This window comes from Nocardia sp. NPDC059228 (assembly GCF_042754245.1).
GTDB lineage: Bacteria > Actinomycetota > Actinomycetes > Mycobacteriales > Mycobacteriaceae > Nocardia.
In genome coordinates, this window is record NZ_JBHZAL010000001.1 from 632,519 (window position 1) to 646,402 (window position 13,884).

Below are 13,884 nucleotides of genomic sequence, written 5' to 3' on the forward strand. Positions count from 1 at the left end.
CCCTCTGCAGAAGAGCTTCCAGCCGACGCCTGGTTAGTCCTGGATTCCCCGTCCGCGCCTGATCAGCGCGTAGAGCAAGTTGAAGTTGGTCAGCGAGCTGATATTGGCAGCGATCGCCGGACGGCTGGCGGTGGTTTTGATGCGGAGCTGTCCCTCCGCGATCTCGACATCGGTGATCTCCGCCCACGGCACCACGGTGCCAAAGGCAGCGACTCCCGCCGGCTGAAGGGCGATCTTGCCGAACTCCACGGGATATCCGGCCCCGAGTGTGGCGAGCGCAGTGGGCATTTGGTGGATGCTGACCCCTTGCTGAAGGCGTGGCCCCCACTCCTCAGGATTAGCGATTCCCTCGCGTAGCCGCAGCGGGCGGCCATCCACATCAGTTAGCTCGTACGCCTGAGTGACACGAATCGTGACCCCATTCCGCCTGTGTTCGACCAAGTCCTGAATGAGGGTCGTCGAGTCGTATCGCACCACCTGCTGGCGCGATTTGAGCGTGAACACCAGTCCATGCTCAAAAAGGTCCAGCCGCCCACCTGCGTTCCGTTGCCCATAGAACACCGCCGAAACGATCGAGAAGACGAGGCCCAGACCGGCGATCAACGCCAAATACATTGCGAATTGGAGAAACACGACATGGACGCCGAAGCCGAGCACCGTCACCCCGACCAAACCGACGAAAATCTGTGCGAGGCGCCCGATCCCATGCCAGTCCGCCGGAACCGGTCCAAAGGTCTTGTTGTGTCCGCCCAGCCCCGCTCGTATCGCCACATCCGAGATGCTGCTCTGTGCGCGTTCACGCCGGTGCTGCTCACGTCCCTTGTTGTTGCCGGACCATCCCAGCGACACCAAGACCACGAGGATGATCACCCCGATGACAATGCCGGCTGCCATGGCTCCCCTCCGTCTCGACCTGCCGAAGCCTAGCCATCGCTCGGTTGGGTCGCTAATCGACGCTATGACTGCGGTATCGGTCGCCGCGTTGATCGTGGGTCTCGTCGCTGCTGATAGCGACCACCGGACGCGCCTCACCAGACGGCCGGATCGCGCTGTGGGAGATGCCGAGCCACTGCATGCTGTTGCTCTGACATCCGGGCAAACAGCATCGGCTCGGTGCAATACCTCATGGTACGGTCGGCCCGAGTCGTCACCGGGGGCCGGGCAGCGCAACGCGGTGAAGTCGTAATGATGTTGGATTGCAACGCTGTTAGACGTGGGAGGGAGCGCGTTCATGGCGGACGACGCGATGGCCGGTCTCAAGGATGATGGTCGTCAGGGTGTGCATTTCGATCCCGAAGTGGCGACCACTATGGCTCAGCAATGCGCCAGCATGCTGTCGATCGTGGACGCGGCAATCCAAGCTGTTCAGTCGGCGACAGACCTGAAACCGCTGAGCCAGAAGGCGGCGAACGACTCGGGACATCAGTTGGCGGACAAGTTCAACGCGGCCGCAAAGAATCTCGTCGACACCGTGCTGAGAGATCATCAGAATGTATTGACTAACATGGGTGAAGCCTTCGTGGCTGCCGGGAAGCTATACATCGGAACTGATGAGGCGTCGAAGGACGCGATTCAAAACGGAAAGTTCACTGATCAGCAGCTTTCTGATGCATTTAAGGATTTTCGCGCAGGTGGCGGGAAGCCTGGTCTGGCTGTACCGAATATTCCTGTTGAATCCCTGGATATGCCAGGTTGGAAGCAGTCTGATTACGATCAAGGTTGGAATCCATTTTCGGATTCTACTGACGGGTACAGCTACTCGGGTACTGCAAAGAAGGATTACGATAACAAGCTTGCCGATACCAGTCAGATGAAGCGTCTGATGGACGAATTGGTGAAGCAGAACGGGGTCGTGATCGATCCGTATCCGATTACGCCCGAGACGTCTGCGGTGTACGAATGGAACGACTTCCACAATCACTGGAAGTACATCAAGGACAATGATGTTCCCGGACAGCTGGAGAACTTCGCGCAGGCCTGGCACAAGGCTCAAACGTATCTGAAGGTCCAGGCGCAGACATTCGAAGCGGCAACTAACAAGTATCTGCAGGCATTCCAAGGAAACACTTCCGCCATAGATAAGATCTGGGCCTCGCCTGCGGCCAAGCAGGCCAAGGATGCCATCGTCAAATACCTTGCAAGTACGGACACTTTGGTCACGTCCATGGATGTGATTGCAACAAACCTTGCTGACACTCAGGGGTGGGTCAAGAGGCTGCAGAACTTTCTGCCGTCCAAGAGTTTTGAGGAAGAGTATCCACCTGGTACCTGGGTTTACCAGTCGAACGTTGATGCATTCGTGAAGGACGTGAAGCGAGCCTGGGACGCTTGGTACGTCGTGGGAGTGCAGGATTCCAGCGGTGCTATCCCCATCATGCCCAGCCCGAAGTCGTCAATGGAGATCAAACCGCCGGATGTGCAGATCCCCAACAATCAGCCGAACCCGAATTCGCAGCAGCCGACCTACACTCCCACCACACAGACTCCGAACACCCAGACGCCCAACCTCGACAACCTGAAGCCGGTCGACGACAAGCAGCCGACGAACACTGACCCAAAGAGTACTGATCCCAAGAACACCAACACGCCGACGACAACGACCGACACGACTCTGCAAACGCTGATCACGCAGGCCGGTACTGTGATTCAGGCTGGTATCACCGCGGCGGAGCAAGGTGTCGAGAAGCTCGCGTCGGCGGTCGAGACGGCTCTGACGCAAACGCAGACAACAAGCAAGACCACCGATCCGACGAATGAACTCACCCAGCAGTTGCAGAATCTGGGCTTGATTCCGAAGACCGACAATCCCTCAGGCAGTCCTTCCGGAACCCCCACCGGCGGTAGTCCGGCGTCGCCGACCAGCCCTGGCTCGCCCCAGACGCCGAAGACCCAGCTGTCTCCACGTTCCGCCACTCCGGCATCGACGACCGAGACGGAAGCGGAAACATCCACGACATCGCGTGCGGGACTGGCGTCTACGTCCACGGCGTCCTCGTCGTCCAGCGGGACAACCGGCGGTATGGGCGGTTCACCGATGGCGGCGGGCTCGCAGGGGCAGGGCAAGGAGCACAAGCGTCCGCAGTTCCTCACCAATCTCGAGAACTTCGAGGAAGTGCTCGGTGAGGCACCGGCTGCGGTCACCCCGGTGGCCGAGAAATGACGGCGAGCTGGCGGTTCACAGAGGCCGAGTTCTACGCACTGTGGACGGACCGGACGGGAGAGGAATTGCCCGAGCCGTTCATGTTCACCTCCACCGCAAAGACTGCGGACGAGTTCGAGGACGATCTGCGGGAGGCTCGAAAGGGATTGTCCGGCAAGCTCGGTGGCGACTTTCAGACCGCTTTCGATGCGATCGCGAACCCTGATCTGTATTTGACGGCGTACGGCTGGGACGAACAGGATCGCTGGGCGACGAGTTCGATGAAGCGTCTGCGGGCGACTCGTAAGGGCCCGAAAGGGTACCTGATAACCCAATTGCCAGGCGAAACTTACTGGATCCGCGGTGGGTACGTCGTGGAGGAGTGCGATCCATTGCGGCTTTCCGATGCGATTGTCGCCGCAATGCCGTCCGCGGAGCCCGGGAGCCGTGGTGATATTCCACTGATCTCGCCCGACCAGGATCTGGATCACGATTTCGGGCGTTCGGCTATCGCTGCTCGCTCCGAGACTACGGTTTCTGCTGGGCAGGCATTCTTGAAGGCCCCGATGACCACTACGGGTGAGATCGCCATCGTGCAAGGTAGTTCGGCGTTCGGCCCGCGTGGGATTGCTCGTCACAAGGTGCTGTTTCGGGACCTCGAGGACGAAGGCCGGTACGTGATTACCGAGAATCCGGCGCAAGCACTCGCCGTTGACCAGACCCGGTTCGTATCGGTACTCAACAGATACGTTGCTTCGGTGGTGCAGGCGATCAAGGACGAGCGTCGGTGATCGTGGTACCGGCCGGGAAAATATCGATGGCATTCGACGGCTGTCGTATGGTACTCATACGCAACGCTAACTGGGAGGGAGTTCGCTGTGACTGAGTTGGGGGCAGTCGGTTCTGGCAACGGTGAGGGGGAGTGGGCCTCGCTGGTGGTGGCGAATACGTCTGGGTCGATTCGGGTGCGAGCCACCAATCAGGGGCTACCGCTTGCCGTGAAGGTTGAATCTGCTGAGCTGCATCGGGATCCGAGTCAGCTCGCGAACGAGGTCCTGCGGCTGTGCCAGAAGGCGGCCAACCGGGCTGGCCTTGCTCTGCGGAAGCAGCTCGAGGAGGCCGGGTTGGATGCGGCGAGCATCGCCCGGGCGAACCTTCCCACCGAAGCCGAGGTCGCTCGGCAGGAAATCGTCGAAGAGCAGGACTACGATACTGAGCCGCAGAGTTGGCTCAGGACGGTGTGAGAGGGGGCGCTCGTGGTTTCGTCGATGGATGAGTTGCAGGAGCAGGTTCGGCGGCAGCTGTATCGGTTTCAGGATTTGGCGGATCAGATGAAGGCCGTCAGGGGGCGGGAGACTTCTGAGGACGGGGCCGTGATGGCCGAGGTCGACGGGAACGGGGCGCTCACGGATCTGCAATTCAGTAGCGCTGTTTCGCGGATGACGCCAGCCGAGTTCGAGCAGGCCGTGGTGCACACGGCGGCGCTGGCGGCACGGCGGGCATTCGAGCGGCGGGCCGAGATCGTGGACGCGTTCAACGAGGAGATGGCCGGGTAGCGCCCGGGCTGTTAACAGAACTTTGAGCCAGAGTTTGCACCTTGCGGTCTGGCACAAGGGAATTCGCACTTGTAGTCTGAGCAAGATCATAGGTAGTGGGAGGGACACACCATGGCCGATCATGTAGCGGCGGAATTCGCGCCGATTCTGGCGTACGGCACCGAGAAGGCGGGCATTGCCGCGCAGGTCGCGGGGACGGCCGCGGCCGATGTGGGGACCGCGCTCGCGCAGGCGGTGCCGGTGTTCGGGCTGATCGGGCAGGAGTTCCTCGCGGCTTTCGCTGTCGCGCAGGGGAATTTCCTCATGTCCTCGGCCGAGATCGCCGCGGTGCACGCGAACACGGCGACCACCGCGTACGCGGCCGTCGGCGCGTACGGCACCAATGAGGTCACCTCCGCTGCCAGCTTCCTCTCGACGGTGCTGTGACCAACCCCAATCCGACCGTTCTGGACGAGCTGCGTAGCAGTCCCATCGGTCCCTACCTCGACACGCCGGTCACGGATGTCTCGAGCAACCTGGGACTGCCGCAGCTGCCACAACTTCCGTCGATCAGCCTGCCGGACCTGTCGGGGTTGCAGCTGCCCACGCTGCCGACCATCGATCTGACCTCGCTGATCTCACCGGTCACCAGCCTGCTGCAGTCGTTCGGGACGGGGAGCCTGAGCAATAGCAGCTTCAATCCGGCGACCATCCTGACCTCGCTGATCAGCGCGCTTACTTCCGCTGTGTCGCAAAGCAAGTCCGCGACCAATACGGTTATGAACACCTGGACCGGTGACGCCGCGCTGGCCGCGAAGGACAAGAGCACGACGGTCGAGGGCCAGAGTCTGGAAGTCGCCCAGCAGGGGGTGGCCCAGCACGGCATCCTGCTCGCCGCCGAGGCCATCGTCGCCGAGGGCTATGCCGAAATGACCACTCTCATCGCGCAATTCGTCGCTCAGGTGACGGGTGCCGTGGCACTGCTGGCGACCCCGGCCGGAATCCCGTGGTTGATCGAGACCGCCACCACGACGATCAACGCGGGTATGGCCATCGCGGCCAAGACCAGCGCCCAGCTGGCGGGCAGCACCGCCCAGATCGTCGAGGCCGGAACGAAGATCATGATCGCGGGCGCGCCGATTGCCTCGAATATCGAGACCCTGGTGAACATGGTCGGCACCGCGCTGCAGCCCATTGCCAGCGTCGCGCCGACGGTCGCGGAGAAGGTGGTCGAGAAGGGCGCGTCGGTGGTCTCCACCGGTGTCAGCGATATCAGTTCGGCGCTGAGTAACAGCAACAACAGCAATACCAACACCAATACCAACACGAACACCAAGACCAACCAGCCGACGGTCACCGACGTCAAGACCGACGACAAGAAGACCGACAGCCCGGACACAACCAAGACCGACGATGGCGGCGGCAGCCCGCTCAGCACCATTTTCGGCGGCACGCCCACCACCACGTCACCGGCGAGCACGGTGGGCACCAGCCGAATTCCGGCCGGCGAGGTCAGCAATACGGGTGCGGGAATCCCGAAGACCACGACCGAGGCGAACGGCCGCACCACCGCCACCACCTCGCCGAGCATGGGCGCGACGGGTGCCGCGGGCCGGGCCGGGGCCGCGGACGAGGAGTCGACCTCGGACCGCTCGGGTCTGGTCACCGGTGCGCACGGCGACGAGGTGGTCGGCGTCATCGAGGGCGTGGTGCTCCCGGTGGTCGGCGCGATCGAAGCCATCGAAGAACCACCGGACAAGGCGCTGACGCTTTAGTACCGAAAAGCCAGGGGTAACAGGAGGATTGGCATGAGCACCAACGCATTCGACGGTCTACGGTTCGACGCCTCGACCGCCCGCGACGCCGCGGCCCAGCTGGACGCGCTGGCCGACCGCCTCGCGAACGGGCTGGGCGTCGAGCAGGTCAAGCTCGACTTCGCGCCTGCCGGTGCCGACGAGGTGTCCCAGCGCGCCGCGCAGACCCTCGGCGCGGTGGCCGCGTCCTTCGTGGCCTCCGGCACCGACGGCGTCACCGAACTGCGCAACCTCGCCTCGACGCTGCGCAGCCAGTTCGACGCCTTCGGACAGGTCGAGGAGCAGTCCGTCCTCGGCTTCGCTGGCTGAGCGGAGAGACCTTTCCCGATGCTCGAACCGACGAAACCCGGCTTCACCGAGACGGTTTGGGAATCCCGGCCGCCCGAACAGCTGGCGCGCGACCTGGTGACGGGTGCCGGTGCGGTACCCGCCGCCGAGGCCGGTCTCGCGTGGACGCGATTGAGCGCGGGTTTCGCGGCTGCCGCCGTCGAATACGAGCGGATTCTTGTAATCCTGGACAGCGCTTGGGAATCCAAGAACAGCGGGCCGTTCATCGAACGCATCAAGTCGTTGCGGGACTGGCTCGGTGCGTCCGCGGCTGCCGCCGCCGGTAACGCCACACAGGCCGAATCACACGCTGCGGCATATGAACTCGCGAAGCTGACCATGCCGGACGTCGACGAGGTCGAGAAGCTCAAAGACCTCCAGCAGCTGATGCAGCAGCTCGGTCTGGCCGCCGGCCTGCCGCTGCTGGGCGGGCTGGCGACGACCGACAGCGACGCCGAGAAGGCGAAAGCCGAGGCAGCCCGGGTGATGCGGACATACGAGGCTGCCACCGAATCGCTGGCCAAACCCTGGGAACATCAGGCGCCGCCACAGGTGACCGCAGGGCTGACGCCTACAGAGCAACCGGCCGAACCTGTGGAGAACCCGGAATCGCCGTCGATCGCGCCGACCTCGCTGCCGACCTTGTCCCTCGACTCGCTCAACCTGCCGCCGATTCCACTGACCCAGGTACGCGCGACAACGGTCGAGGCCAAGGAGACGACGACGCAACGCGTGGTGACGCAGCCGGTTACGGTTCAGCAGACCGGCACATCGATGGCACCCACCGCCATGGGCAGTACAGGGCAGGACAACGACGAAGAGCACATCCCGCGCGCCGGACTCGTGGGTGCACCCACCAGCGACGCCGAGCTGGGCCTCACCTCCGGTATGCAGGTCGCGCCCGCCGTGCTCGGCGGAATCGACCCGGCCGCACAGCGCGCGCCGGTCGACATCGCGTTCAACGCGGGTAGCACTGGATCTGAAAGTGCCTCTGGCGCGAAGGAATCCGGTCAAGAGGCCGCCTCATGACGACCCTCACCAATGACGGCGTGATCGCGCTCGCTGGACACCTAGGTGTGCAGACCCTACCTCTGGTGCTATCGATCGGCCCGCAGCAGGATTCGTACCAGGAATGGGAACAGGCGCAGGAGCTAGCCCGCGCCGACCTACGCGCCCGCCGCATAGTCGACGCCCACGGTGATGTCGACACCGACACCGCCACAGCACTTTTCGTACTAGCTCAGCCTGATCGTGAACTGGCCATGCGTGTCCACACCGCCAACGGCCCCATCCGCGTCTGCGTCACCCGCCGCGCCGAAGACCACGCCGTCGCCATCCGCCGCGGCGACACCCTCGACATCCACCCCCTGTGGTCCGACGGCTCCGGCGCCTCCCTCGCCCGCCCCCTCCTCGACGCCCTCGGCCCCTGCCCGTCCGCCGACCTCGCCGCCTTCAGCGCAGAGTCCACCGATCTGGCCGAACGCCTCGACACCGCAACAACTTCCGCAGACTACGCGAGCACCGTCTACAACCTCGGCGTCCCCGACACCGACGCCACCACCTACGGCCTCGCCCTGTCCGCCACCCACGCCTACGCCGAAATCGTGGCCTACGCCTACGCCGACGGCCTCACAGACCGATCGCCCGGAGCCGTCGCTGTCTACGACACCGCACGGGGCCGCATCGTGGCCGCACCGGGGGTCGCCCCGGACCAGCAACTCTGGTCCACGCTGACACCGGGCAGTGATCACCGTATCGCGCAGTCGATCTCGGCTCTGATCGACTCGCTGCCCGGGGGGAGGTGGCTGCCGTGAGTCACCCGTGACCCGCAGCTGTGTTCCCCGAAACCGGTGGTGCGCAATGCATCGCCTATCCATTCCCAAGAAAAGGCAAGGTACAGACGATGGTTGCAAATGAAGCGGAAGTTGCGAAGGCTGCGCAGAGCCACATGGCGGACGTAGTCGCGTCCATCAAGGACATCCTGAAGAAGATTACCGACACGGTGGACAACTCCAAGAGCGGTTTCGCGGGTGACGCGGCGAACTCCTTCCAGGCTGCCGCGAAGGCGTGGGACGACGAGTCCGCGTCCCTGAACCAGGCCCTCGACGAGTTCCAGGACAAGGTCGGCGCGGGAACCGACGTGTTCTCGAACGTGGACATCTCCAACCAGGACGAGTTCTCGAAGGCCCTCACGAACCTCGGCTAATCGAGGCAAGTCCTGCTCCAATCTTCCGACACTTGCAAAGGAACGCAGATGCTTTACGACAAGACTCAGATGACCCACCTCGTGGATACCCTTCGGCAGTACCACCGCGACCTGGTTGCCGTCGCCGGTGACGGGCAGTCCGTGGTGGACACCTCCAGCGACCTCGGCCAGGCGGTCGAGAAGCTGAAGCAGGCGTGGTCGGACCCGAACAGCGGCGCGGAGAACGGCGCGCTGGAGGCCGTCATGACTGCGAAGTCCCACTGGGATTCCCGGTACGCGGGCAAGTGCTTGACGACTCTGGACGCGGTCGCGACCGCGGTCGAAAACGCGCTGCAGAACGCCCTCGCCGCGGACGCCAAGGTCGGTCAGTCCTTCTCCTAGTAAGGACTTCGGTGCCACCAGCGACAGCGCACGCCTCCACGTTGGAGGGTGCGCTGTCGTCGGCTGGCACCCGGTAACGTACGTGCCCGTAGTTTCCGGTTCGACGGAGGATTTGGTTAGTGCCCGCCCAATTGACCACCCGTGCCCAGGTCAACGGGTACCGCTTCCTGCTGCGTCGACTCGATCACGCCTTGGTGCGCCGCGATGTTCGGATGCTGCACGATCCGATGCGATCGCAGTTCCGATCGCTGATGGTCGGCGCGGTTCTCGCGATGCTCGTGGTTGCGGGCGCGGCGATCATGGCGTTCATCCGGCCGCAAGGTTCCATCGGCAACGCGAATATCGTCATGGGCAAGGACAGCGGAGCTCTCTACGTCGTTGTTCGGGATAAAGACGACAAGAACAAGATGACGCTATACCCGACGCTGAATCTCGCATCGGCGCGGTTGATCTCGGGCACAAGCGAGACGCCGACGTCTGTCAAGGACGCCAAGCTCAATTCCACTCCGCGCGGACCAATCCTCGGAATTCCCGGCGTGCCCGCGGCTTTGCCTGGCACGGGACAGGGCGAGCGATCCCAGTGGACTCTGTGCGACCGCGTGCCGCTCTCGGCCTCAGGTGGGTCGGCCTCATCGACGGGTGCGGAAACGACGGTCATCTCTGGGAGTTTGGAGCTCAGCGACCGCGCCAAGGTAGCCGACAGGGACTCGGCCATCTGGGCCAGCAAGGGCGGCAAGGATTATCTGATCTACGACGGCAAGGTCGCCGAGTTCGACAAGACCAAAGACTCGATCGCCCAGGCCCTGGGCCTGAGCGGTAAGCGGCCCCGCCCCGCCACCAGTGATCTGATCGGTGCAGGTGTCAAGGTTCCTCCCTTGGTTCCGCCTACCATCCCGCGCGTTGGTGAAAACGGCGTGGGCAAGCTGAACACAGTGCCGGTCGGCGGCATCATCAAGGTTGCGGCACTGGACGGTTCGGACCGTTCCGACCTCTATGTTGTGTTGGCCGACGGTGTGCAGCGAATCTCGGCGTTCACCGCGCAGGTCATCGGGTCCGACAACTCGCAGGGTATGAATGGCTTCAAGTCCATGACACCCGATGTGCTCAACGGCATCCCGGAAGTGCATTCATTGCCGGTCGACGACTTCCCCAAGGCCACACCGAAGATCATTACCGCAGAAGATAATCCTGTCGCTTGCATTACTTGGGCGAAGAAGAGCGGTCTCGGCAAGGAACAGCCCGACGCCACGGAAGGCCCCTCCGACCGGGCTACGGTCCAGTTGCTGTTGGGCACACGTCTGCCGTTGCCGGATTCACAGAAGCCGGTCGATCTCGCAACCAAGGACGGAGCCTCGGGCGATCGAGTCGATGCCGTCTACGTGCCGCCGACCACCGGTGAATTCGTGCGCACCACCGGCATCGAGCCGGGTAGCCAGCGTCGTGAAAATCTGTTCTACATCGCAGACAACGGAATTCGCTATGGCATTCCAGATCTCGCGACCGCGCAGATTCTCGGTCTGGGTGCTACGCCGCACCTGGCCCCGTGGGAGATCATCGGCCAGTTGGTTCCAGGCCAGACTCTGTCCAAGACAGACGCACTGAAGAACTGGGATACGCTGCCCACTCAGTAGCCGAGGTCAAGTGGCCGATGATCGATTGACTACTTGACGCTCTTTCGCAGGATCGGCAGCAGCTTGTCGAGCAGTACCTGTTCGGAGTTGTCCGACCATTGGCGGATAGCGGCCACGGCGGTCGGATCGTCAAGGACGAGGACGGCTGCCTTGTTTGACGTAATCGCGTCAGGGAGATTCACCAGGCCACCACCGCCAGCGCTGCTGTCGCTACGAACAGCGAGCAAATATCCGGTAGTAGCTCCCGTCAGCGCCTTGTACTGGGTAGTGGAATCAGACGCGATCGGGCGAGGGTTCGGCTCGTCTCCCTCGCGAAGGAAGTTGGGGTTGTAAGTGAAGCCCAAGTCCTCGAGGAACTTCGATTGAGGACCCGGCTTCAGCTGGATATCCATGTTCGCGGAGTATCCCCCGCTCTTGCCCGAGATATCGACTACAATAATGGATTTCCCGATGAAAGCGGGGTTCTGTGCACGGGCATCGGCGATCGCGCTCCGTGTGGTCGACGCGGACGAATCGTGGGTAACCCACACGCCCACGCCTGCCGCCAACGCAACAACCGTTGCGGCCACCCCGCCAATGAGCCAACCGCGCTTGCTTCTAGCAGATTTCGCAGACGCGGGCGCTGCGGTTCTCGACGGCGCCACCGCAGAAAGTGGACGGTCGTGTGGCACGGTCTGCATAGAAAGCCCTGAGACCCCGTATTCCAGAGCCGATTTGAGGGCCGTCGTGAACTCGTGGCAGGTCTCGAATCGATCTGCCGGGTTCTTTGCCATGGCGACTGCGATGACCTCGTCCACGGCCGGGGGAAGGGTGGGATCGACCGCGGTGACGCGCGGTGGCGGTTCGTTGAGGTGGCCCATCATCACTACTGCCGGTTGGGTTCCCGGATAGGGGTTTTGGCCGGTGAGCAGACGGTAGAAGGAGCAAGCGAGGCTGTAGATGTCTGCGCGATGATCAAGCCGCTGCCCGCTCAGCTGTTCCGGGGAGGCATAGGCGATGGTGGCAACGAAGCCACCGGCCTGGGTCAACTCATTAGCATCTTCTGTAGACTTCGCGACGCCGAAATCGGTGAGCAGCACACGTTCTTCGCCACCATCACCCGTGGAGAGCAGAAAGTTGGCGGGTTTGACGTCCCGGTGCAGCAAACCCCTTCGGTGTGCATGGTCGAGGCCTCGCCCGACCTCGGTGACGATGTGTAATGCCCGCCAAGGCGTGATCGAACGTGGGTCCTGCTCAGCGGCCGCTGCGGCGTCGATGCCATTCACGTACTGCATCGCGATCCACAGTTGACCATTGTCCTCACCGCGGTTGTAAATCGCGACGATATTCGGATGATCCAGAGCCGCAGCAAGATTCGCTTCGCGCTCGAACCGTGCCCGGTACTCTGCATCGCGGCTGAACTGCGGACTGAGTACCTTCAGCGCATCCCAGCGCGGTAGCTCCGGATGCCTGGCCAGGTACACGGTGCCCATACCGCCCGCGCCGAGTATGCGCTCGACACGGTAGCCACGGATGATGGTGCCCGGTCCGATGTTCATCCTGATTCCTTACATGTACTGGCTGTTGACCAGCAGGGCGTACTGTGCGGCGGCGCGTTGGGTGACGTCAGAAAGCTGTGTCCCAGCGACCTGTGCGACGTAGCGGCCGTAGTGGAGGGTGCAGACGAAACGGTCCGAGTTGTCCCACGCCTCTTCTTGCTCGATGCGGTGGGGCTTCGCGGGTTTGTTGGTTTCAGTGCAGGCCGTGCCGGGGACATCCGTCGGCTTGTCCGCCGGAGTGGTTGCAGCACTGGTGATACCGGACCAGAGGGCGGTGGCCGCCGTGGCGTCGCGTGCCCTCAAAAGCAGTGCACCGTCGCGGGCGGTGGCCGTGCTGTCCACGCCGTTGTCGCCGAGAAGCGATTTCCACTTGGCTTGATCGTCGACATTGTGAAGGAATCCGCGGGGTGTGCGGGTGACTTCGGTGTCCGCTGCAGGGCGGGGGGTGTTTCCAGGGTGCAGGGTTCGGCGCAACATCCCCTGCGGGTCGTAGTCCAGGCGCAGGACATCGCGAGCGGACAATGGCGGCGTCTGGTCGAGCAATCGCAGTTGCGCGTCGAGGACCTTTTGGGTCAGGTTCTTCAATCCAGCGATTTCGGGTTGTGGTTGCTGAACGAAGACGCTGATCACATACTGCCCGTGCGCCATGGTCGTTCCCATCGACGGGATACCCGGTCGCCAATGAGATTTGGCATCAGGATATTTGTCGACCGCGACTCGTTGGTTCTGATCGGCTGCCACGTCGAAATCGGCAGCCTCCATCTGTTCGGCTGCCGCTGCCGCTCGCTGCTGATCCGAGAACTGGAAGACGGTGGCGTTGAAGGAAGTGGCATCGGGATCGGGCTTCTTGCCGCCGAACGGACTGAACACGAGGGGGCCGACGGCGTCCGAGGCCTCGGAGATCTCCTTGGTGCTGGCAGATGCGGCATAGCCGAACATCATGTCGTTGCGCTCCACGACCGGCTTGGCGCTGAGCGAGAGCACTGATTGGAGACCAACAGAAATTTGCAGGCTGATGGAAAGAACGCCGTGGGTGAAGCTCGGGTCGACGTCGGGGCCTGTGACCACCGCGTCGGCCAGTCGGGCGGTTGCGAGTTCCCGACCGTTGAACGGCGAGTGAGTGAAAGACGCGCGGACGTCGAGTGGATCGGTTGGGTACTTGCCGACCGAGAGCTTTCGAATATCGAACTCGCCCGCTTCGGGCTTTCCTGCGACCGTTCCGCAGGCTGCGAGTACGGCTGTGGTCACGAAAAAGGTGAGCACGCCGAGCACGGTTCTGCCACCGCGATGGCGGCCGCCGAGAATCTTCACAA

At 62.9% G+C, this 13,884-nt stretch carries 15 protein-coding genes; 12 read left to right on the top strand and 3 right to left on the bottom strand.

Features of this window, described 5'->3' with window-relative positions; genetic code table 11:
* Nucleotides 1-33 precede the first annotated feature (33 nt).
* Nucleotides 34-894, bottom strand: a complete 861-nt coding sequence (locus ACFXKA_RS02700; RefSeq protein WP_379425581.1) for a DUF6585 family protein — start codon at nucleotides 892-894, stop codon at nucleotides 34-36.
* 337 nt (nucleotides 895-1,231) lie between these two features.
* Here ACFXKA_RS02700 and ACFXKA_RS02705 point away from each other — a divergent pair, with 337 nt between their 5' ends.
* The 12 genes from ACFXKA_RS02705 (at nucleotide 1,232) to eccB (ending at nucleotide 11,033) form a co-directional block, all read left to right on the top strand.
* On the top strand, nucleotides 1,232-3,160 hold the full coding sequence (locus ACFXKA_RS02705) for a hypothetical protein (protein ID WP_379425583.1): 1,929 nt from the start codon (nucleotides 1,232-1,234) through the stop codon (nucleotides 3,158-3,160).
* On the top strand, nucleotides 3,157-3,930 hold the full coding sequence (locus ACFXKA_RS02710; RefSeq protein WP_379425585.1) for an ESX secretion-associated protein EspG: 774 nt from the start codon (nucleotides 3,157-3,159) through the stop codon (nucleotides 3,928-3,930). The genes ACFXKA_RS02705 and ACFXKA_RS02710 overlap by 4 nt, the downstream gene beginning before the upstream one ends.
* A gap of 87 nt (nucleotides 3,931-4,017) precedes the next feature.
* A complete protein-coding gene (locus tag ACFXKA_RS02715) occupies nucleotides 4,018-4,383 on the top strand; it encodes a hypothetical protein (protein ID WP_379425587.1) in 366 nt (121 codons plus the stop codon).
* A 24-nt stretch (nucleotides 4,384-4,407) separates the two neighbouring features.
* On the top strand, nucleotides 4,408-4,695 hold the full coding sequence (locus ACFXKA_RS02720; RefSeq protein WP_379425589.1) for a YbaB/EbfC family nucleoid-associated protein: 288 nt from the start codon (nucleotides 4,408-4,410) through the stop codon (nucleotides 4,693-4,695).
* Between the two features lie 111 nt (nucleotides 4,696-4,806).
* Nucleotides 4,807-5,121 (top strand): hypothetical protein, encoded by a 315-nt coding sequence (locus ACFXKA_RS02725; protein WP_326309501.1) that lies wholly within the window; start codon nucleotides 4,807-4,809, stop codon nucleotides 5,119-5,121.
* Complete coding sequence (locus ACFXKA_RS02730; RefSeq protein ID WP_379425591.1) at nucleotides 5,118-6,449, top strand: hypothetical protein; 1,332 nt, start codon at nucleotides 5,118-5,120, stop codon at nucleotides 6,447-6,449. The genes ACFXKA_RS02725 and ACFXKA_RS02730 overlap by 4 nt, the downstream gene beginning before the upstream one ends.
* Nucleotides 6,450-6,482: 33 nt before the next feature.
* The gene (locus ACFXKA_RS02735) at nucleotides 6,483-6,797 is read left to right on the top strand and encodes a PE family protein (RefSeq protein WP_379425593.1); all 315 of its coding nucleotides are present in this window, start codon (nucleotides 6,483-6,485) and stop codon (nucleotides 6,795-6,797) included.
* Nucleotides 6,798-6,815: 18 nt separating this feature from the next.
* Complete coding sequence (locus tag ACFXKA_RS02740; protein ID WP_379425595.1) at nucleotides 6,816-7,844, top strand: PPE domain-containing protein; 1,029 nt, start codon at nucleotides 6,816-6,818, stop codon at nucleotides 7,842-7,844.
* Nucleotides 7,841-8,629 (top strand): ESX secretion-associated protein EspG, encoded by a 789-nt coding sequence (locus ACFXKA_RS02745; RefSeq protein WP_379425597.1) that lies wholly within the window; start codon nucleotides 7,841-7,843, stop codon nucleotides 8,627-8,629. Before ACFXKA_RS02740 ends, ACFXKA_RS02745 begins: the two co-directional genes overlap by 4 nt.
* Nucleotides 8,630-8,718: 89 nt before the next feature.
* Nucleotides 8,719-9,021: a WXG100 family type VII secretion target gene (locus tag ACFXKA_RS02750; protein WP_379425599.1), complete on the top strand. Its 303-nt coding sequence runs from the start codon at nucleotides 8,719-8,721 to the stop codon at nucleotides 9,019-9,021.
* A 48-nt stretch (nucleotides 9,022-9,069) separates the two neighbouring features.
* Entirely contained in the window at nucleotides 9,070-9,402 is a 333-nt protein-coding gene (locus tag ACFXKA_RS02755) for a hypothetical protein (RefSeq protein ID WP_379425601.1), read from the top strand.
* Nucleotides 9,403-9,521: 119 nt separating this feature from the next.
* Complete coding sequence (gene eccB, locus ACFXKA_RS02760) at nucleotides 9,522-11,033, top strand: type VII secretion protein EccB (protein ID WP_379425603.1); 1,512 nt, start codon at nucleotides 9,522-9,524, stop codon at nucleotides 11,031-11,033.
* Nucleotides 11,034-11,062: 29 nt separating this feature from the next.
* Here eccB and ACFXKA_RS02765 read toward each other — a convergent pair whose 3' ends face one another.
* On the bottom strand, nucleotides 11,063-12,571 hold the full coding sequence (locus ACFXKA_RS02765) for a serine/threonine-protein kinase (RefSeq protein ID WP_379425605.1): 1,509 nt from the start codon (nucleotides 12,569-12,571) through the stop codon (nucleotides 11,063-11,065).
* 9 nt (nucleotides 12,572-12,580) lie between these two features.
* Nucleotides 12,581-13,882 (bottom strand): hypothetical protein, encoded by a 1,302-nt coding sequence (locus ACFXKA_RS02770; protein ID WP_379425606.1) that lies wholly within the window; start codon nucleotides 13,880-13,882, stop codon nucleotides 12,581-12,583.
* Nucleotides 13,883-13,884: the final 2 nt, after the last annotated feature.

Coding starts and splice junctions, on each gene's coding strand:
- ACFXKA_RS02755 (WP_379425601.1), top strand. CDS start 9,070: ATGCTTTACGACAAGACTCAGATGACCCACCTCGTGGATACCCTTCGG.
- ACFXKA_RS02710 (WP_379425585.1), top strand. CDS start 3,157: ATGACGGCGAGCTGGCGGTTCACAGAGGCCGAGTTCTACGCACTGTGG.
- ACFXKA_RS02700 (WP_379425581.1), bottom strand. CDS start 894: ATGGCAGCCGGCATTGTCATCGGGGTGATCATCCTCGTGGTCTTGGTG.
- ACFXKA_RS02705 (WP_379425583.1), top strand. CDS start 1,232: ATGGCGGACGACGCGATGGCCGGTCTCAAGGATGATGGTCGTCAGGGT.
- ACFXKA_RS02740 (WP_379425595.1), top strand. CDS start 6,816: ATGCTCGAACCGACGAAACCCGGCTTCACCGAGACGGTTTGGGAATCC.
- ACFXKA_RS02765 (WP_379425605.1), bottom strand. CDS start 12,571: ATGAACATCGGACCGGGCACCATCATCCGTGGCTACCGTGTCGAGCGC.
- ACFXKA_RS02745 (WP_379425597.1), top strand. CDS start 7,841: ATGACGACCCTCACCAATGACGGCGTGATCGCGCTCGCTGGACACCTA.
- ACFXKA_RS02735 (WP_379425593.1), top strand. CDS start 6,483: ATGAGCACCAACGCATTCGACGGTCTACGGTTCGACGCCTCGACCGCC.
- ACFXKA_RS02720 (WP_379425589.1), top strand. CDS start 4,408: ATGGATGAGTTGCAGGAGCAGGTTCGGCGGCAGCTGTATCGGTTTCAG.
- ACFXKA_RS02750 (WP_379425599.1), top strand. CDS start 8,719: ATGGTTGCAAATGAAGCGGAAGTTGCGAAGGCTGCGCAGAGCCACATG.
- ACFXKA_RS02725 (WP_326309501.1), top strand. CDS start 4,807: ATGGCCGATCATGTAGCGGCGGAATTCGCGCCGATTCTGGCGTACGGC.